Source organism: Bacillus sp. VT 712 (assembly GCF_001614195.1).
Classification (GTDB): domain Bacteria; phylum Bacillota; class Bacilli; order Bacillales; family Bacillaceae_H; genus Priestia; species Priestia flexa.
This window is the reverse complement of the sequence record NZ_LWBK01000037.1, coordinates 17895-38959: the sequence shown is the minus strand read 5'-3', so window position 1 is coordinate 38959 and position 21065 is coordinate 17895. Positions and strand designations below refer to the sequence as shown.

Below are 21065 nucleotides of genomic sequence, written 5' to 3'. Positions count from 1 at the left end.
CATACAAATAAAAAAGTTTCGCTTTTCTGTTGAAGCTGTTGCATTAGATGCCGGGTATTTTACAAGCCATATTTGTAAACGCCTTTCTGAAAAAGGGATTTTTATGGTGATGGGCTATCGGCGTTTTGGATCGTCAAACAAAGACGTGCCAAAACGTCTGTTTCACTACGTACAGGAAAAAGATGTATTCGCTTGTCCAATGGGGTGCATTTTATCGTATGCGACTACCAGTCGCACAGGAGATCGTACATACAAATCAAATCCAAGTGATTGTGCCGTTTGTCCAATGAGAGACGGTTGTTTTTCCGCTTCCCAAAAACAACGCGTGGTGACACGTCACATTTGGGAGAGATTCAAAGAACAAGCGCGTCTAAATAAGCGCACAAAAGCAGGTAAACAACTTTATCGTATGCGTTGCACGACGATTGAGCGTAGCTTTGCCGATGCAAAAGAGCTAAATGGGTATCGATATGCCCGGTATCGAGGGCTGAAGTCTGTCCAGATGCAGGCGTATCTGACGGCAGCTTGTCAAAACATGAAAAAAATCGCCCATTACCTGACCAAAACAGGTCAGGTAATGGGCGATTTTTATGGAAAACGACGATTTGTTTGTGAAATGTTTACTTGTTTCACTATAAAAAATGAAAAGAGCCTCAGATTGACGAGAACCTTACAGGTTTCTCGTCAATCTGAAAATAACCCTGCAAATTGCAGGGTTATTTTTGGATAGCAAACAAATCCTCTAAGCGATCACTCATATAACGATATGAATCTTCAACGCCTAAGTTATAGAACTCGACAGCTATTTTATCAATGAAGAAATCAAGCAGTAAGCCCGCTGCTAACTCTCCAATTTCTTCATCACGTTCATTTAAAAAATACGTTTGAATTTCTTCAATTAATACTTTCTTTTTTTCTTTTGATATTGTCAAAGACTTGCTCATCCTTGTCTTACCGTTGCGTAAGCAATGATGCCTTCTTCGTCATCTAACTCTAATTCTAAACCTGTTGAGAATGGATCAATGTTCATCTGCGTATCTAACCACAAGCGCAGTGCCTCAATGATATTTAACGTAATATGGACCTGCTTTCGATCATTTACGTATGACTCAGCTGAAAAGCCATAGTCGTCATCATACATCAATTCGACCTCAACTTCCTGAGGCTGCACCTGCTTTTTATCAGCAATATACAGACACATTGCATTGATAATGTCCTGTTCCGAGATTTTTAGTTTCTCCAAGAGTTCACTTCCTGTTCTTTACGCTTGTTACGTTTAATGCTTTGAAATAGTCGAATGACGATTAAAATAAGAGCTACAATTGCTAATGCATTAATTAAGAAGCCGATTACTGGACCTAATGCACCTAAATTTCCTAACATACTACCAAATAGTAATCCTGCAAGTCCACCGAATAATAGTCCTTTCATTAAACCACCACGGTTAGTACTTGCTGCGTTCGTTGATTTTGAGTTATTTGTTGTGTTGTTCTTTTGATTTACAGAAGAATTGCTGTTTGTATTATTGTTGTTCTTAAACATACTTGGTTGATTGCTGTTTCCGCTATCAAAAGAACGCTTTCCTGATTTATAACCTTTTGCACTTACAATGGTTGAGCTATCTTGAACCAATGCTCCACCTATTGGTGAAAACATAATCGTAAGCGTTACACAAGCTGCTAATACTTTTTTTAACATGAATTTTTGCCCCCTACTATTAGTTACATACGTAAAATTTTCTACGTAACTTGTACTACGTTTCATCGTATCAAAAGGTTTCATTTTTTTATATAAAAATGAAGTAATTGCCCAAAAACGTTCACAATCTTATGATTGGTTACCTACTTAATCAAAAAAGCTGCTTATATCCATGTTGCAAAGAATATGAGCAGCTTCTACAAACCTCGTATTTTATTAGTCAATTACTTTTGGATTGTGAATAACCTGTAACTCTTTCGTTGCTTGTTGCATTTCACTTTTACAAAGCGGGCACGTTGGCTGGTCACCGCTCTTAAAGTTATCGCGAACCCAACACTTACAACTATCTGACGTACATTCCCATACTTTAGTTTCTTCAATTACAGCTGGTTCAACATTTTTTCGGTTATACATAGACATAATCTCCTTTTAAAGTAATCTACTATCCGTCTTCATATGGGTATCATCATGAGTTTATTAAAATGGAGCATATCGGTAAATGACCTATCTTGAAGAATTTAATATTATCATGAGAGAAACGAATCAAAGATGGAGTTTTATTATAAGATTATAAGCGTATGTTTAACATAAAGCATATACGCTTAAATGAGGATACAATAGTAAAAAAATTACGTGTTTTTATTATAGCAGAGTTTAGAAAAAAATTCAATAATACTATATTTTTAGGAAATTGACAACTATATTTTATTCATTGCACAAAAGAAACTCAGCATCTCTGCTGAGTTTCTTTACATAATTATTTTTATGATATTAGCGTACTTGACCATTTCCGCTCATTACATATTTAATTGTTGTTAGTGCCGGCAAGCCCATTGGTCCTCTTGCATGAAGTTTTTGAGTTGAAATTCCAATTTCCGCTCCAAAACCAAGCGCTCCACCGTCTGTAAAGCGAGTCGAAGCATTATGATAAAGAGCTGCTGCGTCTACTAACGCCATAAACTTTTTCACAACATTTTCATCTTCTGTAATCACAGCCTCTGAATGCTTCGTGCCATATACTTCAATGTGATCAATTGCTTCATCTACGTTTGAAACAACCTTCATCGCAATTGCAAGGCGTAAATATTCCTCTGCCCAATCTGCTTCTTTTGCTTCTTTGGCACCAGGAATTGTAGCAAGTGTGCGCTCGTCACCAAACACTTCAATATTAAAGTCTTTAAACGCTTGAATTAAACGGTCGCTGTTTTGCTCAAGCCACTTTTCATGAACTAATACCGTTTCAGCTGCGTTACATACTGCTGGGCGATCCGTTTTAGCATTGATTAGAATCGAAATAGCTTTTTCAACATCTGCGTGTTCATCAATATAAAGATGACAATTCCCTACTCCTGTTTCTAATACAGGAACCGTCGCATTATTTACAACAGCCTGAATCAATGATGCACCGCCGCGTGGAATTAATACGTCAATATGCTCTTTCATCGTGAAGAGCTGCTGCGTTGCTTCACGATTTGTACTCGCAATAAATTGGACAGCTTCTTTAGGAATTTCTGTTTTATCTAATGCTTTATGCATGACTTCGACAATCGCTTTGTTGGAATGAATTGCAGAAGAACCACCTTTTAACACAATCGCATTACCTGATTTTAACGCAAGACCTGTAGCATCAACCGTTACGTTTGGTCTCGCTTCGTAAATCATTCCAATTACTCCAAGTGGAACGCGAACTTGTTTAACATTTAAACCATTTTCAAGCGTCCACTCTGTTAAAATATCTCCTGTTGGATCATCAAGCTTCGATACCTGCCTTAGTCCATCTGCAAAATCTTTTACACGTTCAACAGATAATGCTAAACGATCCATTAGCGCATCATCAAAGCCTTTTTCTTTTCCATTTTCTAAATCTTTTTCATTTGCTTTTAAAATGTCATCCGTGTGCTCTTCAAGTACATCTGCAATTGTTAAAAGCGCTTTGTTTTTTTGTTCTGTTGTTAATAGACTAAGCTGCTTTGCACCTTTTTTAGCTAACACCGCTTGTTGCTTAACCGAAATATCTTCCTTTACCTGTACCACAAAATCACTCCTGGATAAGATTTACAATATTTTTTTAAATATTATGATTATTTTTGTTACATCATTATACCATAGATTTGTCGTTCTTCGCTTCTTTAATTAAAGGCCTACCGGAATCGGAATTTCGACGTGACAAACCATTCCTTCACTGTCAACAACGGGTTCATTCATTTCTTGGTTTTGAGCTAATTCTTCTGAAGAATAATTCGAAACACCTAATGCAAGCTCTTGCTCATCAACATCTAAGATTCGAACAACGGAGTCTTCTTCAAAGTGACCTTTTATAAACTTAATGTGTTCTCGTAGCAGCGGCTTCTTTTCTTCCACAATCGCCGTTTTTGCTTCGTCTTTAATTACTATTTCCCCTTCAGGCCCTGAGTTAAACGCAATCCACTGTTCTTTTTGACTTAAGTTAACAGCGTCTTCTCCTGCTTCGAAATACGTTCCAAATGCTTCACCCAACACCGCTTCTGTTAAAATGTTTGGAACGCCTGCTTTTCCTAGGAATGAAGGAATTCCTGAAGCCATTGAAATTTTAAACGCATCAATTTTTGAGCGCATACCACCTGTGCCAACTGAACTTCCAGAGTCTCCAGCACCTTCTTCAATTTCTGGCGTAATTTCAGATACGTGTGATAATAGCTCCGCATCTGGATTTTCACGAGGATCCGCGCTATATAATCCGTCAATATCAGATAGGATGATAAGTAAATCTGAATCAACTAACCCTGCAACTTTAGCAGATAGCGTATCATTATCTCCAAACTTTAGACGATTAATAGTCACCGTATCATTTTCATTGACAATCGGTACAATTCCTCGTTCTAACAGTACGTTAATGGTATTACGTGCATTGTTATATCTGCTTTCATCAGAGAAATCATCTCGTGTAATTAAAATTTGTGACGCGACGTAGCCATGAGATAAGAACAGCTCGGAGTATGCTTCCATTAAAAGTCCTTGGCCAATGGATGCGGCCGCTTGTTTTTCAGGTAATGAGCTAGGTCTTTCTAAACAACCAAGCTTTCTGTAACCTGCCGCTACTGCACCGGATGAAACAAGCAGTACCTCATGACCTTGATCTTTCAACTCGACTACTTGGTCAACAAGCCTCTCCAATTTCTTTCGGCTAATCTCACCGTGTGAACTTGTTAAAGAACTGCTGCCAATCTTAATTACAACCCGCTTCTTGCCATCGGGACTCATCAAATCACTCCTAGTTAATTCGTTTCTTTTGTTTTATTGATTTATAAATATGAGGATAGTAACGAAGAATATGAAGTTATGGTTTATGCTTCGTTGGATACCTTTTCAAGCTGTTCACTCATTTCTTTTGAACGGTCTGATGCTCCTTTTACCGCGCGCATAATTGCCGTTCCGCCACCATGTTCTTCAAGGGCTTTCAAGCCTGCTGCCGTTGTGCCATTTGGAGACGTTACGTTTTCACGAAGCTCTGTTGGCGTTTCGTCACGCTCCATCATCATTCTTGCCGCACCGTATATGGTTTGGGCTCCAATTGCTCTGGCTACTTCTGGATCTAATCCTTCTTCTTTGGCTGCTTTTTCAATATGCTCCATTAAGAAATAAAAGTACGCTGGTCCACTACCGGCAATGCCCGTGAAAATATCCATTTGTTTTTCATCAATAACGTAAACTTGACCAATTGACGATAGCAACTCTTTTGTTAAAATGACTGAATCCATTGCTGTATATTGTCCTGGAGATATTGCTGTAGCAGATTGTTGAATCATACTTGAGGTATTTGGCATCACTCGAACAACTTGTTGTTCTTCATGCAATAGATCTTCCATAAAGGCTGTTGAAATACCAGCTAGCACTGATAAAACAACTTGATCTTTAGTTATATTGGGTTTTAAAGAGGATAATGCTTGCTCAGCATCTTTTGGTTTCATTGCTAAAATGAACACGTCAATATCTGTTGTGTCTAAATCAACTCTTTTACTAGTTTGAACACCGTATTTGTTTTCCAATTCTAAAAGGCGTTCTTTATTGCTGCGATTTGTTACCACAATATTTTTCGCTGGAACAATATTAGAATGAATCATACCAGAAATCATTGCTTCTGCCATTGATCCTGCACCTAGAAAAGCAATCTTTTTTGTTTTGATCATCAAATCTCCCCTGTCAAATGTTCGTATTTTTGTTCGCGTTCTCTCAACGGTAACTATCGTAACATGCTCAAAATGGCTGTCAACCTATCGACAAGGTAAAAATAACGCTGTCAGCACATAGTACAAAAGAAATGAAACCGGATACAAAAATATTTTTCAACAAATTTCTCTATTAGAAAATCCCCAAGAAATCGACTTTTTTCGCTGTATTAATGTTTATAGTTTTTATTTTAGGGAAAATGTTTTATTTGGATGTTACATACTATTTATAAAGAATTTTACGAAACGGGATGGGAACAGCTTGTGAGATTTGTTAAAATACGTATATGGATATTTTAGAATTTTTTTCTTTATTTACCGTATTTAAGAATTTTCAAGTGGAATTTCAGTTTGTAAATAATGATTGATTTTCTACTCAGTGACAGATGAAGAAAACTTTCGCTGACCATTAATTAATATATTTAAACTATCATCGGTAAAATTCACTCCTTACATATAGAAAGCAGAATCTCACCGGAACTTGGAGATTACAATATGAAGAACAAAACGCTTTCTACCATCTCATTATCTGAAATACACAACCCAAAAGCCATACATGTCGTAGGGATTGGGGCTTCGGCTGGTGGCCTAGAAGCAATTGAACAGTTCTTTGCGAATATGCCTTCTTCAAACGGCATGGCTTTCATTGTTATTCAACACTTATCGTCAAGATATAAAAGTTTTATGCCCGAGCTTTTAGCAAAAAAACCAATATGAATATTGTTCAAATCGAAAACGGTATGACATTACAAGAAAATACCGTTTACTTAGCTGCTCCTCACTACTTTGTCACCCTGAAAGGCTCTGTATTAGAGACTCCATGTGAGACGTTGGAAGATTACCGAGATTATTTAAATGATCATCCTGTTGAAATTGTTGATCTTCAGCGTGATTTATTAATTGTCTTAACACAATTCTTGCGAGATAAAGAAGCTTTTTCATTAATTGAAGAACAAATCAATCAGTACTTTGAACCAACAAAGTACAATTCTTACCAAGTGAAAAAAAACATTCGTAAAATGAAGAGCTCGCAATTACTTCATTTGCTGTTGCCCATAGCCCAACAAGTATCTTTATTACGGACCATAAAGGTCAAATTAAATACATGAATCAAAAATTCACAGAATATAAAGTTGATTTTAAAGAAATGTTTGGTATGCACGTATACGATTTTTATACAAAGCAGCTGGGTTTAAATCGAAGTACTCAGCTTTTTCAGCCTCAATTACATCAGGATAAATAATCGTTAGTAAATCTAATACTGTCTTTACATTTGTTTTCATTTCCCGTAGCTGACGCTTAGATGATAGTGAATAGAGCTGCAAGATGGTATCTTGATCTTCTTCAATAACCGTCAATGTTTGCTTTGCATGTTCTGGTTCTTGAGTAGTCATACTTCTAAATTGATTTAGCGTTGACTGCATATTCGTCATATATTCATGGACGGGATAGCAAATAAATACGTCCTGATTGTTATACGCTTCTGGTTTATAATAAACGTCAAATAAAGCAACTGGATTATCAAACGTAATCATATTAATCTCCCCACGCTTTTCTTCTCGTTCTCGAACGAGAGTTTTTAGCTTTTCATGACTGTCTTTATCAATTATGTCGGCTATATCGCTAGCTGGTAAAAACATTTTGGTCACGCTTGGTGTAAAATCAATGATTTGTCCACTTTTATCCACAATAAATAACGGAACGGGAATAGCTTCAAGCGATAATGACGTCATATTCCCCCCCCGATACAAGAGACTGCTTCAGTGCGTTTTCAAACAGCCACTGCTCAAATTGTTCAATCTCGTTAATAAATACGGTTTGTGTTGAACCGTATCCAGTTAAATCATAATGTTGCAATAACCTCCCCCCCCTACTAACGCAGTAGGTGAATAGGTTAAACTTTCTATTTCGTTAATATATTGCTTTAAGCTTGGTAACAAATGCACCTGTGAAATAGATATTCCGACAACTTCTGGCCTCCGCTTTTCAATACTGTTAATAGCGTATGATAAAGGAAGGTTAGCTCCTAAATTTCCCACTTCCCATTTATACTTTTCAAGCAAAGATGCCAACATTTTCAGGCCAATATAGTGTCCTTCTCCTTCGACACAAAAAAGCAAAGCACGCTTGCTTGGCAGCTTTTCTTTATTCACGGTAAACTGTAGTCGAGCAATTATATAATCACATGTTGCCGTAGCCAAATGTTCATCAGCAACTGAAATTTTATTCTCTTGCCACCATTGCCCAATCTGATACATGGTACTGATTAGACGATAAGTATCCACTAAGGACGAACCATTTTCTATATATGAACCCACAATCAACCAACTTTTTTTGTATCTTCCCTTCAACAAGTGATTTTGCTAATACTACGGGGGCGTGGTTGTCCAAAATGAACACATCCTTTCTCTTCTAGATAGAGAGCAAATCTTTTGGTAAAGCCTCTTTTTCACATGACGGACAGTAAGCGTAGACACCTTCTCGAAACGCAACTTCAACCTTTTTCTTACAGGCTTTACATTCAGCATTTACATGTCTTAAATAATCTTGGAAAATTTTTCTCGTTATACCCCCCGTATTCCCGCAGTGATGACAAACAAACCGAATTTTTCCTTTTACTGTCACTTCAGCGTCTCGAACGCTATAACATTCCGAACATCGATCCCATATATTTAAGTAGTCTGCCAATGAATATCCTGCCTTATTTACCTGTAGCCATTCCTGCTTTAAATGACTGGAAACGGGCGTCATATCAACATAACTTAAAAACATTTGGACAAAGTCTGAGTGCTCAATGCGAACGGTTAAAGAAATAGAATTCCCCTCATTAATTTCGTTACTACACCACAAACTTTTCTCATCCATCGCGAAGATAAAAAAAGGAAAGTGAGAAGGTATAATTTCAACTCCTTCTTTGACCTTAAGCCTTCTTGGTTCTTTTGTCAAAATTGTAACCGTTCCCCGAAACTCATTAATCGCTTCCCAAAGCCTATTCGGCCATTCTTTTGTAGTAGGCAACACGATAAATAATTTATTTTTCGCACGTTTAATATCCATTACTATCTTGTGGACATCGATTCCTTTATGCCAAATTAACTGCTTATCTTGAATCATTTCTTTTAAATATTCATTCGGTTGATAGATAGCATTTCGCTCCTTCATATATTGAAGTAGCTTAAAAAGCAATCTCTCGTTAGGCAAACGTTTAGTTAAGTAAGGCAGGTCACCTATCATAATAAATTTTCCTTTTGCTCTTGTAATTGCTACGTTTATGAGACGGTCCGCTAATTCATTTATAAGAAGTATACCTGGCTTTGAAAAAGGATGACTATCAACTGTATCAAAAATCATAAGATCTTTTTCAGAACCTTGAAACTTATGAACTGTTGCAGCAAGAATATGCTCCTCAGGAATCACTCCTTTTACTAGATCTCTTACAAGCTGCGCTTGTGCTCGGTATGGGGTAACATAGCCTAATGATGTAATTCCACTTTTAAATGCGCGAATAAGCAAGCTACTTGAAATAAAAGCAGATACTAAATTATACCGAGATCCCCCATTTTTTTCTTTTTGAGCAAATGTCTTAATACCGCTTGTATTCATCAGCACAAGGGCTTTGTCTACAAACGGTTTTAGTTGAGCAATCGCTTCTCTTTGTACTACAGATGCATGGTCGCTTACTTTACCACCATATACATGAGCGTTTGTAAACGCTGAAATATTTGGGTGCATACGACGCTGTTGCTTTAATATCACTAAATGTGGATGCCAGTTTCCTTCATGGATTTGTGCAGCAATTCCTGATTGCTCAAATACATCACGCCCTAACGCTTCTTGCACATACGCATGCTTTGATTGAGAAACGGCTGGAAGCTGCTTAAAATCTCCACAAACAACAATGTGTTTACCTAACGAAGCAGCTAAAGCCACTTGTGGCGTATAAGCCATGCTCACTTCATCTACAATTACTACATCATATTCTTTTTCATAAACGGATGCATCCGTTGCCACTTTAGTTAATGTTGTGCCAATAATGACTGCTTTTTGCACTAGCTCTTTTTCAAACTCAGCCATCTCTTGTTTCACGCTATTGAGCTTCTTTTTAACTTGTTGAATCTCACGCTCTTTAGAAGGATATCTCGTTAAACGTACATATTGTTCTTGTAAATCCTTCTCTTTTCTCGCAAGATTTGGATGCTCGTGTTCAACTAATAGAGTCGTAGAAAGTTTTGTTTGAAGCTCCTTATTTGCCATAGTCCCGTAGCGTACAACCTCTCCTTTTTTCCACTTGTGCTTAGCCTCAATACGTGCTAACGCCTCGTTCATTAATACGTCAACAGCTGCATTGCTATGCGACACTACCAATACGCGCTTTTTCTTCCGGTACATGCTATTAATAATGCGTGATAGCGTGTATGTTTTTCCTGTTCCCGGAGGTCCCCATAAATACGTTGTTTGATTATGATGAGCTCTCAGTAAGATTTCATGAAGATCGTTTTTCATTTTGTATTCTTCATGATTCACCTTCGCCGTACCCGTCATTAAGCGTTTAACTCTAGCACGCTTTTTCTTATAGTCTTTCAGTTCTTCTAACCGGTCAATCAATGCTTGTAAAAGTTCCCATGGTTCGTTAAATAAGTATAAAATAGGAACATCAGAACCTAAATAAACCCCTACCTTTACATATACCTCGTGTTTTTCATGAGCTAAAATCTCGCCATCAAGCTCTGCATCCTGAACCTTTACGCGCATGCTAGTTCCATCGATTACGTTAAAAAAGCGTACCATCTGAAAACGGTACACAAAAGCTTCTCCATATCGTCCTACGTATTCCCCGTTAACTAGCTGCTCTTTTTTTCCGCCTTCTTTCTTCAAGTGGCTAATTTCAATTGATAAAGCCCGAACCCACTCTTTTAAATACTGTGAAACTGTTTTTTTCAATTGAGTTAAGCACTGTCACAACCTTTTTTCTAACAGTGCCTTTCACCTCCAACTCATTTATTCCGTTCTCTACAACTTTTCTATTCTAGCATGTTCCAACACTTTATGCAGGCATAAAATCCGACACAACTTTCATAGTTTTTTCTACCATTAAGTATGAATAGGACTATTTGTCTACAAATAACGACAAAAATCACACAAGTATTCTTCTTTATTTTTCTTTTTGTAACAAACTATCTATACTATTGAAACATTCCTGTTACATAAGGTTGATAGAATGGTAATAAATTCATAGTCACAAAGGAGAAAAAAGAATGAAAAAGCATATTTTTTCACTTGGTGCAACGGCACTTGTTTCAATGGGAATTGCAGGCATGGCATCAGCAGACGCGGAAACTTATAAAGTTCAATCGGGCGACACGCTTTATAGCATTTCAAAAAAATATAATGTATCGGTGAAAGACTTACAAGCATGGAATAACTTATCATCCACTATTATTTATACAAATCAAACCTTACATATTAGTAGTTCAGCTGATACGCATACAGCATCACCAACATCTTCTACATCCCAAAATACATATAAAGTTCAATCAGGTGATACGCTTTATCGCATTGCAAAATCTCATGGTTTATCAGTTGAGCAACTAAAACAGTATAATAACTTATCATCCAATATTATTTACGTTAACCAAGTGCTAACTGTAAATGGGGCCAGCGCTGTAACAGCACCACCCGATGAAAAAATAGAGCAACCCCAACAACAGGCTCCTACTAGTACATATAAAGTGAAGCCAGGAGATACGTTGTGGAGCATTGCCCAAAGGCATGGTATTTCAGTTTCAACATTACAGCAGCTAAACGGCTTATCAGCAAACACAATTTACATTAATCAAACGCTTAAAGTAAATGGATCTGTTGCTCCAGCACCAGCTGCCCCTGAGGTATCGAATCCTGTATCTTCTAAGCCACAAACACCAAACCCTTCTGAAAATCAAGAAGTAAAAAAAGAATTTCAGGTTGTTGCTACGGCTTACACAGCTTTTTGTACTGGCTGTAGTGGTATTACAAAGATAGGAATTGACCTACGTGCAAATCCAAATCAAAAAGTAATTGCTGTTGATCCATCTATTATTCCTCTTGGGTCACGCGTATACGTAGATGGATACGGAGAAGCAATTGCAGGTGATACGGGTGGTGCTATTAAAGGGAATCGTATTGACGTTTTTATTCCATCTCAAAGCGACGCGATGAAGTGGGGCCGTAAAACAGTTACAGTTAAAGTATTAAACTAAAAGAAGCCTACGGGGCTTCTTTTTTATTTTAGTGTTTAACCCTCACCTTAAAGGGAATAAGAATGCTAAGACAACAACGTAGACGTTTCAACTATTTAGATTGCTATACTGGAGGTTATCACTATGAATATTGGCACCTTATATTTTCCAACGAGCGTATTATTATTAGTTGTTTTATTATTAGGAGGCCTTTACTTTTATTTTAAAAGACGCCGCAAACATAATAAAAAGTAAAAAGAAGCTATTGTAGCTTCTTTTTTAAACGCTCTTTGTTTAACGATTATAAAATTGAAAATCCTTCTTGATTTTAGGTAACTCTCTTACTTCTTGAGACATTTCATTTCCACACATTGGGCAATTATAATCTGACGTCACAAAATCTTCTCTCATCCATCCGTTACACGAGTCAGACTGGCACGCATAAACATTTGTATCCATCATCTGAGTAACCTGTTCTTCCATACCTTTTTTCGCAAAATACATGAGCACAGCTCCCTTTTTTTCTTAGTATATGGAAAAAGCGCTTTTTTATTTAAGGTATTTTGACAAACTATGTCAAAATTTACATTTGTTTGTTTTGAATCTCTTTGATAAATTGTATATAATTACATAGTGAACAATTATATTGAAGGAGTTTAAAATGACCGATTTATTTTCAAGATTAAAGTTAGAAAATCAGCTTTGTTTTTCTATTTATGCTACGTCACGTGAAATTACAAAAGTGTATAAGCCTCTTTTAGATAAAATTGGCGTTACGTACCCACAGTACTTAGCTCTTCTTGTCCTATGGGAGCATGGAAGAGTCAGCGTAAAGAAAATGGGAGAACTCTTATACCTAGATTCCGGTACGCTAACTCCGATGCTGAAACGTATGCAAGAGCAAGGGCTTGTAATCCGTGAACGCTCGCAGGAAGATGAACGCGTTGTGTTAGTAAGCTTAACAGAAAAAGGCGCTTCACTTCGAGATAAAGCTTGTCAAATTCCAGATGAAGTATTTAATATGACAGATTACTCTCCTGAAGAGCTAGCAAATTTAAAACAAATGCTTCACCAGCTGTTAAACGCTATCCATAGTCACAATGGAAAAAGCCAGTAAAAAAGCAGTGCACTTTTGTGCACTGCTTTTTTATTCAGCCGTCGTATTTAACGTTACGTCAATGTTCCCTCTAGTTGCTTTTGAATATGGACAAAATTCATGTGCTGCCTTCACTAGCTTTTCAGCCTCTTCTTGCGATACCCCTTTTAAATGAGCGTTTAACGTTACTGCTAACTTAAACCCATCATCAGCTGGGTCTTTCATTAAGCTAACTTCAGCCGTAATTGATGATTCGATGGAATATTTTTGCTTTTTAGCAATTAGATTTAAAGCCCCGTCAAAGCAAGAAGCATATCCTGCTGCAAAAAGCTGCTCCGGATTCGTTCCTTCTTTTGTATTGTTTGGTGAAGGCATTACTAAATCTAGATTAATTAGGCCATCATCTGATTTGACGTGCCCTTCACGCCCACCTACTGCTGTTGCTTTTGAAGTAAATAAAACTGACATCAAAATCACCTCATATACGTAATTGTAAAGTCCTTGCTCATGCAAAAAAGCTCTTGCACGCTCTATGGATATATTACCCTTTTAGAGTGGATTGAAACATGTCGTTCTATACTCTCTTCTATTATTTTTTTAACCCCTTTCGTATAATTTCATCACCATATTTACTTTGAAGCTGCTGAACTGCTTTATAGAGCGGTTCATCTTTTACGTGCCGTTCATATGTAAATAAACTAAGCTGCTCTTGATTTCGATCGTTCATTCGTTCTACTTGTAGAGCTGCTACCCCTAACAAGCGAACTGGTTCACCGTTCCAATGCTTTTGAAGCAACTTGTTTACCCAATGAAGCAACACTTTTGACTGATTGGTCCACTGATCAATGGTTTGGGTTCTTGTAATTGTTTTGAAATTACTATAGCGAATGGTTAACTGAATCGTTTTGCTGACTACTTTTTTGGCATGCATTCGCTTACTAACAGACTCAGCGAGATCATTTAAAATCGGTACCATCTCCCGATCATCCGTCATATTTTTCGCTAATGTTTTTGAATGTCCAATCGACTTAAATTCCGACCTGCGATTTGGATTTACAGGTCGATCGTCAATCCCATTAGCTCTTTGCTTCATTTCTACTCCTCTTACTCCAACTGTGGCCTTTAGCTTATGATCATCTGCGTGCGCTAGCTCTTCAATCGTATGGATATGAACGGCATTCAACTTCTCAGCGGTTTTATTACCTATACCATGCATATAAACCACTGGGTGTGGCCAAAGTTTCTGATGAATATCGCGCTTTCTTAAAATTGTAATTCCAAGCGGTTTTTTCATGTTGCTTGCCGTTTTAGCTAAAAACTTATTTGGTGCAATGCCGATTGAGACCGGTATTTGTAACTCATTCAAAAGATCGTTCTGTATTCGCTGTGCAATCTCGAGTGGCGTACCTTGATGAAAGCAATCCGTTATATCTAGATATCCTTCGTCAATAGAAGCAGGCTCAAGAATAGAAGAGATCGTTGATAAATAAGAAAACATTTGCGCTGATACTTTGCGATAAAGAGTAAAATCTGGTTTTAACACAATTAGCTGAGGAAAAATTTTTTTAGCTTCCCATAATGGCATCGGTGCATATATTCCTTTATTGCGAGCCGCATAGTTGCACGTTACCACAATCCCTCTACGCTCTTTTGGGTTACCCGCAATGGCCATAGGTTTTCCTTTCAGTGCCGGATTACGCGCTTCTTCCACCGATGCATAAAAAGCATTAACATCAATATGCAATATGACTCTTCCCTTTTTTGGATACATGCCTTTCAACACACTCACCTTCTTTCTATCCGAACCAACAGAATATATGTTCTTATTTTAAACCAAAAAACAATTAATGTGAATAATTCTATAGCGGTTTGTAATATGATGGACAAAGAGTAAAAAACGGGCGGATTGTTTGATGAACATCCCTTTGAAGCATTCGTATACTATAATAACTTTGACAAAAATGGGGGAAACGCCGTGGTGGATCAGATTATCACAGTAATTCAACAGTTTGGATATGGATATTTCTTTTTATTAATCATCATTGGTGCTAATTTCACACCTATTCCAGATCCTCTCTTTATTATGCTTGCAGGTAACCATGCCACTCTTTCTACTTTTCACCCTCTTATTGCTTTTCTCTTGACTTACAGTGCCATGATGCTTAGCTTATATGTTAAATTCTTATTTGCTAGATGGTTTCGCAAGCAAACAATAAAAGCTCTCTCTCAATCACGCTTTCAAAAAAAGCGATATGAAATTGAAAACCTCATTACCTCATACGGTTCCTTCGGCATTATGCTCAGCTTCTTCTTGCCGGGAATGCGACACGTTATGCCATTATTTTTAGGAACAACGAAAATGCCTCACCTTAATTATATAACAACAACATTTTCATTTGGATTGGTTTGGACGTTTGCGTTTTTTTTATGGGGGTTTAAAGTTGATGATGCCGCTTCATTTGAAACCATTTCTCAATTCACTATTTTGTTTATTGCCATCAGTGTTGGAAGCTTAGCCTATAAAAAGCGAAAAATGCGTAGTAAAGAATGAAAAAAGCCAATCCTCTAAGTAGAAGATTGGCTTCTTTCACATAAGCTGATATGCATAATGCTTCATGAATAGCTTTCGTGCTCGATAAAGTGCAGACTTAATAGTCGTGACTTTCATGTTAAATTGTTCAGAAAGCTCTTCATATTTTAAACCATACTCATATTTTAAGATCAATAGGTTTTTATATTGAGGCTTTAATTTATTTAAAGCTTTTACATATTGCTCAAATTGCTCTTTGGATAATACAAAATCCATCGGTGCATTTTTTAGCTCTGTTGGTCCCTGTGTTAGCACATAGCGAGTATGAACGGAATTTTTTCTGATTAAATCACAGCGCTTATTTAAAGCAACTCGAAACAACCAAGCTCTTTCTTTCCCCTGTTCAACTTTATATTGATTTTCTAAGTATTTCATCGCTACATCTTGCGTGATATCTTCAGCATCTTGCTTGCTGACACCTCGCTTTTGCAAATAAGCTAGCACCTGTCGCAAATATGGTTCAATATTGCTAGCACTCATATTTCTTCTCCCTTTATTTTAGTAATTTTTCTTTAATAAAGTCTGGAACTGTCTCCTCAGTAAATTCCTGGATTTCAGGAGTACTAGGATCTTCTTTATAATAGATACCGACTAAATAAGCTCCGTTGCTTGCCCAAGATACGGTTTCTAAAATTTCTTCTTTTTGATCGTTATTCTTCACTTCAATCGTTTTCTCAGATTCTACTAATGAAGGAAATTCTTCGTCTGCATAAAAGTCTATTTCATGCTGATGTGGATTTTTTAGCACAACTATTTTTTCAATATCTTCTGGTAATACACGCACTTTGTTATATAGGCCTTTTTTCTTTAGCCAATCGCTCACTTCATCATACGATTTTTCCCAGGTTACGTGTTGCTTATTTTTGCCTTGGCCCGTATTGAAATCAATATAAGCCCATGGTCCGCGCTCGCTGTACATTTCTTCAAATGTTTCGTTTTTCATCGACGTTTTTAGTATTTCAGCAAGCGCTTTAATATCTTCTGGGTTGCGAATGCTAGCTTGCTTACTAATTTGTCCATCCGAGGTAATTTGTACATTTGTAACATCACTCATATCTCCACTTCGTAAAAATGGATTAAAGTTTTCTTTAAACTCTTTTGTTTCAGCGATTTTCTTATACAGTGGATGATACGCTTTAAAGTTCAACTCATACTCACGCACAAGCGTCTTGCCGTTTTTAAGCTTATAGGCAATTGCTACTGTGCGCCCTTCATCTCCTTGAATATCCTTACTTGTCATTGAGACTGGATTCTTTGCTAATTGTTCATGTAGCCGATGAATTGCTTCAACTGCTTCTTGACTCGTATAGTAATAGGGAGGAACATACTCGTTTCCATATTCTGTGTACTGTTCACTGGTTGGATCTTCAGTAATTAAATAGGTTCCTTCTTCGAAATAAACACTTTCTACTTCATTTAGTGCAGGAACCTTTGATTCATAGCCAAACGCATCAATATGAACAAATGCACCAATAGCAAAGAAAATAGCTAATGAAATCACATATCCTTTCCAATACTTAGCGATTCGCCACGTTTTGTGTAAAATGACCTGAGCAACAATATACCCAATAAGAGCACCTAACACATAGCCAAAGACCATCCATCCAAATGTTCCTTGCATGGACCCAAAATAAACACCGCCAACAAGTAGCGCACATGTAGTCACACCGTAAACAAAAATTGGTTTCACCCATTTAAATGAAATGGACTGAGTGGCCGCTTCGATATGACGCTTTTTATACGCGATGTATCCAATCGCATAAAAGATAATGATAAGTATGACGTAAATCCATGGACTAATTGTTAAATTCTTTTTCGTCATTAGCTCCGTCGCATGTAAAAACGGTATTAATTTTTCAGCACTTTTATTTAAATAATAATCAATTGGGAATCCATACCAATAGAATTTTAAATTTGATAAAAGAAGCATAACGAAGCCACCAGGTAAAAGAAACAGAACGTATAGGAAAATAGCTTGTAAGATTGAGATACCTGTGAACATTCCAAATGCTACTGTTCCAAAGAACACAACAAGGTTAAAAATAATTGTGTAACCTGCCCATACCATAATGTCTTTTGCTGTATAGAGATCTGTAACGTTTAACATCCCTTTTACAAGGCCGATTATACCTGCTGTAATTACCACCGGCACGACAAGAATTGCGATACCCACAATGATGTTTTGGTGATATAAAGCTTCTCTTCGAACTGGCAAACTATGAAAATAGTCTGCTGCTGCTTTGGTTTGAATATAACGGAATAAAAAAACCGCGAGTAACACCGGTACTGTAAACATAAAGACAAGCTGTAAGCCATCGAATAGCTCAAATAATGTCTTAATCTTTTCTGGCTTAAATTCTGGATTGCCCGTATACTTCATTAGAAGCTGGAGAGGAAGAGCAAACAAAAGAAGGAATGAGTAAACTAATCCGATCCAACCTACGCTTCTAAATGACTGTGTGAACAGCCCTCGATTAAACGATGATATTTTCGATGGCATAACCAACATCCCCCATTTCGTAAATAAAGATTTCTTCGAGCGTAAGCGGTAAAATATCAAATACAAGCGGCTTGTATGATTGAATGCGAGACGCTAGCTTATTTTCTTTACCACGTACAATACAAAGAAGTACGCTTCCTCGCTTCTCTTCGTATAAGATTTCCAAGTCTTCATGAAACGCAAGCGGTACGTCGCCTTTAAAAGCTACTTGAATCTTGTGAATATCTGATTTCAAATCGTCAAGGTCTTTTTCAATTAACAGCTGTCCTTGATGCAAAATGCCCACATGATCACATAAATCCTCCACTTCACGAAGGTTATGAGAGGAAATTAAAATGGTCATCTCGCGTTCCGCTACGTCTTGCACTAGTAAATTCTTGATTTTTTGACGCATAACAGCATCCAGCCCATCTAGAGGCTCATCTAATATTAAAATATCCGGCATCGTGGATAAAGCGAGCCAAAATGCTACTTGTCGCTGCATCCCTTTCGACATACGGTGTACCTTTTTCTTCAAGTCAATTGGAAATGCCTGCTTTAACTGCTGAAAACGTTCTTCGTTCCACGTTGGGTACATATTCTTGTAAAATTGCGCAAGCTGCTTAATCGTGGATTGTGCAAAAAAGTACGGAATGTCTGGAAGAAAAATGATGCTTTGCTTAAGAGCCACATTTTCAAATACTTCTTCATTGTCAATATGTATGCTCCCTGAATTTTGACGATAAATGCCCGCAATTGTTTTTAATAATGTTGTTTTACCTGCACCGTTGGACCCAAGCAAACCATAAATAGATCCTTTTTTAACAGTTAGAGAAACATTGTTTAATACTTTTATATCTTCAAAGGATTTTTTTACTTCGGTTAATTCAATCATCACTTTCTCCCCCTTTGACGGTTTGTTCAGCTTGTGAAATAAGTGATAAGATTTCTTCTTTTCCCATTCCTAAATACATCGCTTCAGCAATAAGCTTTACTAAATCCTCTTTCATTTTTTTCACCTTTTCATTGTTTAATAGTTCCGATTGCGCCGTCACAAAACTTCCTTTTCCAGGAATTGAATAAATATAATTTTGATGTTCTAGCTCTCGATATGCTTTTTGAATTGTATTAGGGTTAATTGTTAGTTCTTTCGCTAGCAAGCGTACAGACGGCAGTTTCTCGTCTGCTTTAAAAACTTCATGGATAATTAGCTCTTTTAACTTATCAACTAATTGTTCATAAATAGGCTTACGACTACGAATATCTAAATCAAACATACTTTCCCTCCTCTCCATCACATTTATCATTTATCATTCATCATTCATCATTCATCATGATCGTATGTTCAAATGTACTAACTGTACTACATGTGTTACTACAGTTAGTATTATACAACGTTATCTGGAAAAAACAAGTACTTTTGTGACTTTTATTACAAAAAGGTAACAAACAGATTATCTAAAGTAATTCAATTCGATAACTTATAAATCTGATAAGGAAAATAGGTATTAAGCTATCTATTAACAAAAACTTACTATATAATGAACTCATAAGATGTTTTATGTAAGGAGCGATTTACCATGTATTACGACGCATTGCGAACCTTTGTGACGGTTGTAGAAGAAAAAAGCTTTACAAAAGCTGCTGAAAAATTGTTAATTTCGCAACCAAGCGTAAGCGTACATATAAAAAATTTAGAAAAAGAGTTTCAAACCTCATTGTTTTTACGTTCGCCTAAATTATTAAAAATTACGCCAAGCGGCGAGATCCTTTATACTCGTGCGAAGCAAATGATTCAAATATACGAGCACACGAAGCGAGATATTTATGAACATCACCACTTAGTTAAAGGCACTTTAACAATTGGAGCTAGCTTCACAATTGGTGAATACGTTCTTCCTTCGTTTCTCGCTAAGCTTCAAGCACAGTATCCCGATATCAACGTAAACGTAACGATTGGCAACACAAAGGAAATTGCGCAGCTGGTTCGACACTTTAAGTTAGATGTAGGATTAATTGAAGGACAAACCGATGACCATGAGCTCCATATTGAACCGTTTATGGAAGATGAGCTCGTGGTTGTAGCGGGTACGGCTCATCCATTAGCAGCACAGCAGCACGTTGCAATAAGCGAGCTTCAAAACGAAGGTTGGGTTGCGCGCGAAACAGGGTCTGGTACAAGAGCCTATCTTGATCTGATGATGAGTTCAAATGGACTAAAAATGAAGAGCATGTTAACCATCAGCAGCAATCAAGGAGTTAAGGAAGCAGTTATGCAGAACTTAGGATTATCGGTCCTTTCAAAATCCGCTATAAAACAAGATGTGGCACAAGGGAATTTAGCTATCTTAAACCTTGACACTGAACCATTTAAACGGAAATTTTCGTATATTTATCCGACCACGAATGGACAAAATAAAATCGTTGAACTGTTTTTACATCTGTTAACGTCTAACTAACAAAAAGAGTTTGGGACATAACAAAATGATTGCTTCTAAAAGACGAACACTAGCTGTTCTCATCTCTTTGGTTTGTCTCAACACATTCGTTCCATTGCGCTACGGCCACTCGCTTTCCGCGGGGAGGAACCTGAGCTTCCTCGCTGCGCTGCGGGATCTCACGTTTTCCTCTATTTCCCGCAGGAGTCGAGTGTCCTACGCTCCATTCCACCCTGTTTCCAACATTGTTTTCACAATCAACAAAAAAAACCTGAACGATTAAAAGTTATGAACTCTCAATCGTTCAGGTATAGTAGAGGCTGAACTACTTATGTCTCAGTCTC

The 21065-nt window shown here is 37.2% G+C and carries 25 protein-coding genes and 1 pseudogene; 9 read left to right on the top strand and 17 right to left on the bottom strand.

Going from position 1 to position 21065, the window contains the following annotated elements; all coding sequences use genetic code 11:
- Positions 1-592 (top strand): annotated as a pseudogene (locus A2U94_RS16210) (transposase); the annotation flags it as partial.
- Between the two features lie 124 nt (positions 593-716).
- Here the strand turns inward: A2U94_RS16210 and A2U94_RS16205 are convergent.
- From A2U94_RS16205 to proC, 7 genes are all read right to left on the bottom strand, one after another.
- On the bottom strand, positions 717-932 hold the full coding sequence (locus A2U94_RS16205) for a DUF2164 domain-containing protein (RefSeq protein ID WP_224840170.1): 216 nt from the start codon (positions 930-932) through the stop codon (positions 717-719).
- An 8-nt stretch (positions 933-940) separates the two neighbouring features.
- Positions 941-1243, bottom strand: coding sequence for a YxcD family protein (locus tag A2U94_RS16200; protein ID WP_025908439.1), 303 nt, complete (start codon positions 1241-1243; stop codon positions 941-943).
- Positions 1231-1698, bottom strand: a complete 468-nt coding sequence (locus A2U94_RS16195) for a hypothetical protein (RefSeq protein ID WP_025908440.1) — start codon at positions 1696-1698, stop codon at positions 1231-1233. Before A2U94_RS16195 ends, A2U94_RS16200 begins: the two co-directional genes overlap by 13 nt.
- 216 nt (positions 1699-1914) lie before the next feature.
- Positions 1915-2112 carry a cold-shock protein gene (locus A2U94_RS16190; protein ID WP_025908441.1) on the bottom strand — a complete coding sequence of 66 codons (198 nt, stop codon included), beginning with the start codon at positions 2110-2112 and terminating at the stop codon, positions 1915-1917.
- A 357-nt stretch (positions 2113-2469) separates the two neighbouring features.
- Entirely contained in the window at positions 2470-3732 is a 1263-nt protein-coding gene (locus tag A2U94_RS16185; protein ID WP_025908442.1) for a glutamate-5-semialdehyde dehydrogenase, read from the bottom strand.
- Between the two features lie 99 nt (positions 3733-3831).
- On the bottom strand, positions 3832-4938 hold the full coding sequence (gene proB, locus A2U94_RS16180; RefSeq protein ID WP_025908443.1) for a glutamate 5-kinase: 1107 nt from the start codon (positions 4936-4938) through the stop codon (positions 3832-3834).
- An 83-nt stretch (positions 4939-5021) separates the two neighbouring features.
- Positions 5022-5864, bottom strand: a complete 843-nt coding sequence (gene proC, locus A2U94_RS16175; protein ID WP_035320203.1) for a pyrroline-5-carboxylate reductase — start codon at positions 5862-5864, stop codon at positions 5022-5024.
- A 534-nt stretch (positions 5865-6398) separates the two neighbouring features.
- Between proC and A2U94_RS21895 the strand changes: the two genes are divergently transcribed.
- The 3 genes from A2U94_RS21895 to A2U94_RS22260 are packed head-to-tail and all read left to right on the top strand — an operon-like array spanning position 6399 to position 7146.
- Complete coding sequence (locus A2U94_RS21895) at positions 6399-6620, top strand: chemotaxis protein CheB (protein WP_025908445.1); 222 nt, start codon at positions 6399-6401, stop codon at positions 6618-6620.
- Positions 6617-7012 (top strand): hypothetical protein, encoded by a 396-nt coding sequence (locus A2U94_RS21890; RefSeq protein ID WP_025908446.1) that lies wholly within the window; start codon positions 6617-6619, stop codon positions 7010-7012. The genes A2U94_RS21895 and A2U94_RS21890 overlap by 4 nt, the downstream gene beginning before the upstream one ends.
- A complete protein-coding gene (locus A2U94_RS22260; RefSeq protein ID WP_225001604.1) occupies positions 7009-7146 on the top strand; it encodes a hypothetical protein in 138 nt (45 codons plus the stop codon). The genes A2U94_RS21890 and A2U94_RS22260 overlap by 4 nt, the downstream gene beginning before the upstream one ends.
- A 470-nt stretch (positions 7147-7616) precedes the next feature.
- Here the strand turns inward: A2U94_RS22260 and A2U94_RS21265 are convergent, their stop codons facing one another.
- The 3 genes from A2U94_RS21265 to A2U94_RS16150 form a co-directional block, all read right to left on the bottom strand.
- Positions 7617-7760, bottom strand: a complete 144-nt coding sequence (locus tag A2U94_RS21265; protein ID WP_156482270.1) for a hypothetical protein — start codon at positions 7758-7760, stop codon at positions 7617-7619.
- Complete coding sequence (locus A2U94_RS16155; protein ID WP_051567068.1) at positions 7742-8221, bottom strand: cobalamin B12-binding domain-containing protein; 480 nt, start codon at positions 8219-8221, stop codon at positions 7742-7744. Before A2U94_RS16155 ends, A2U94_RS21265 begins: the two co-directional genes overlap by 19 nt.
- A 94-nt stretch (positions 8222-8315) precedes the next feature.
- Entirely contained in the window at positions 8316-10844 is a 2529-nt protein-coding gene (locus tag A2U94_RS16150) for an AAA domain-containing protein (protein WP_025908448.1), read from the bottom strand.
- A 314-nt stretch (positions 10845-11158) separates the two neighbouring features.
- On the opposite strand from A2U94_RS16150, the gene A2U94_RS16145 reads away from it, so the two are divergent.
- Both A2U94_RS16145 and A2U94_RS22255 read left to right on the top strand, forming a co-directional pair.
- A complete protein-coding gene (locus tag A2U94_RS16145; protein ID WP_025908449.1) occupies positions 11159-12139 on the top strand; it encodes a LysM peptidoglycan-binding and 3D domain-containing protein in 981 nt (326 codons plus the stop codon).
- 123 nt (positions 12140-12262) lie between these two features.
- The gene (locus tag A2U94_RS22255; protein WP_224840172.1) at positions 12263-12373 is read left to right on the top strand and encodes an LPXTG cell wall anchor domain-containing protein; all 111 of its coding nucleotides are present in this window, start codon (positions 12263-12265) and stop codon (positions 12371-12373) included.
- Positions 12374-12412: 39 nt separating this feature from the next.
- Here A2U94_RS22255 and A2U94_RS16140 read toward each other — a convergent pair whose 3' ends face one another.
- The gene (locus tag A2U94_RS16140) at positions 12413-12622 is read right to left on the bottom strand and encodes a cold-inducible protein YdjO-related protein (protein WP_025908450.1); all 210 of its coding nucleotides are present in this window, start codon (positions 12620-12622) and stop codon (positions 12413-12415) included.
- Positions 12623-12779: 157 nt separating this feature from the next.
- On the opposite strand from A2U94_RS16140, the gene A2U94_RS16135 reads away from it, so the two are divergent.
- Entirely contained in the window at positions 12780-13235 is a 456-nt protein-coding gene (locus A2U94_RS16135; RefSeq protein WP_025908451.1) for a MarR family winged helix-turn-helix transcriptional regulator, read from the top strand.
- 30 nt (positions 13236-13265) lie between these two features.
- On the opposite strand, the gene A2U94_RS16130 is transcribed toward A2U94_RS16135, so the two are convergent.
- Positions 13266-13685, bottom strand: coding sequence for an organic hydroperoxide resistance protein (locus tag A2U94_RS16130; protein ID WP_025908452.1), 420 nt, complete (start codon positions 13683-13685; stop codon positions 13266-13268).
- Positions 13686-13803: 118 nt separating this feature from the next.
- The gene (locus A2U94_RS16125; RefSeq protein ID WP_231882774.1) at positions 13804-14985 is read right to left on the bottom strand and encodes a DNA polymerase IV; all 1182 of its coding nucleotides are present in this window, start codon (positions 14983-14985) and stop codon (positions 13804-13806) included.
- A gap of 204 nt (positions 14986-15189) precedes the next feature.
- On the opposite strand from A2U94_RS16125, the gene A2U94_RS16120 reads away from it, so the two are divergent.
- Positions 15190-15765 (top strand): DedA family protein, encoded by a 576-nt coding sequence (locus A2U94_RS16120; RefSeq protein ID WP_025908453.1) that lies wholly within the window; start codon positions 15190-15192, stop codon positions 15763-15765.
- A gap of 36 nt (positions 15766-15801) precedes the next feature.
- On the opposite strand, the gene A2U94_RS16115 is transcribed toward A2U94_RS16120, so the two are convergent.
- The 4 genes from A2U94_RS16115 to A2U94_RS16100 are packed head-to-tail and all read right to left on the bottom strand — an operon-like array spanning position 15802 to position 19560.
- Positions 15802-16284, bottom strand: coding sequence for an RNA polymerase sigma factor (locus A2U94_RS16115; RefSeq protein ID WP_025910215.1), 483 nt, complete (start codon positions 16282-16284; stop codon positions 15802-15804).
- Positions 16285-16297: 13 nt separating this feature from the next.
- A complete protein-coding gene (locus tag A2U94_RS16110; RefSeq protein ID WP_025910216.1) occupies positions 16298-18304 on the bottom strand; it encodes a DUF6449 domain-containing protein in 2007 nt (668 codons plus the stop codon).
- A complete protein-coding gene (locus A2U94_RS16105; protein WP_025910217.1) occupies positions 18279-19178 on the bottom strand; it encodes an ABC transporter ATP-binding protein in 900 nt (299 codons plus the stop codon). Before A2U94_RS16105 ends, A2U94_RS16110 begins: the two co-directional genes overlap by 26 nt.
- Positions 19171-19560 carry a GntR family transcriptional regulator gene (locus A2U94_RS16100; protein ID WP_025910218.1) on the bottom strand — a complete coding sequence of 130 codons (390 nt, stop codon included), beginning with the start codon at positions 19558-19560 and terminating at the stop codon, positions 19171-19173. Before A2U94_RS16100 ends, A2U94_RS16105 begins: the two co-directional genes overlap by 8 nt.
- Positions 19561-19863: 303 nt before the next feature.
- Here A2U94_RS16100 and A2U94_RS16095 point away from each other — a divergent pair, with 303 nt between their 5' ends.
- Positions 19864-20742, top strand: a complete 879-nt coding sequence (locus A2U94_RS16095; protein ID WP_025910220.1) for a LysR family transcriptional regulator — start codon at positions 19864-19866, stop codon at positions 20740-20742.
- The last annotated feature ends 323 nt before the right edge of the window (positions 20743-21065 follow it).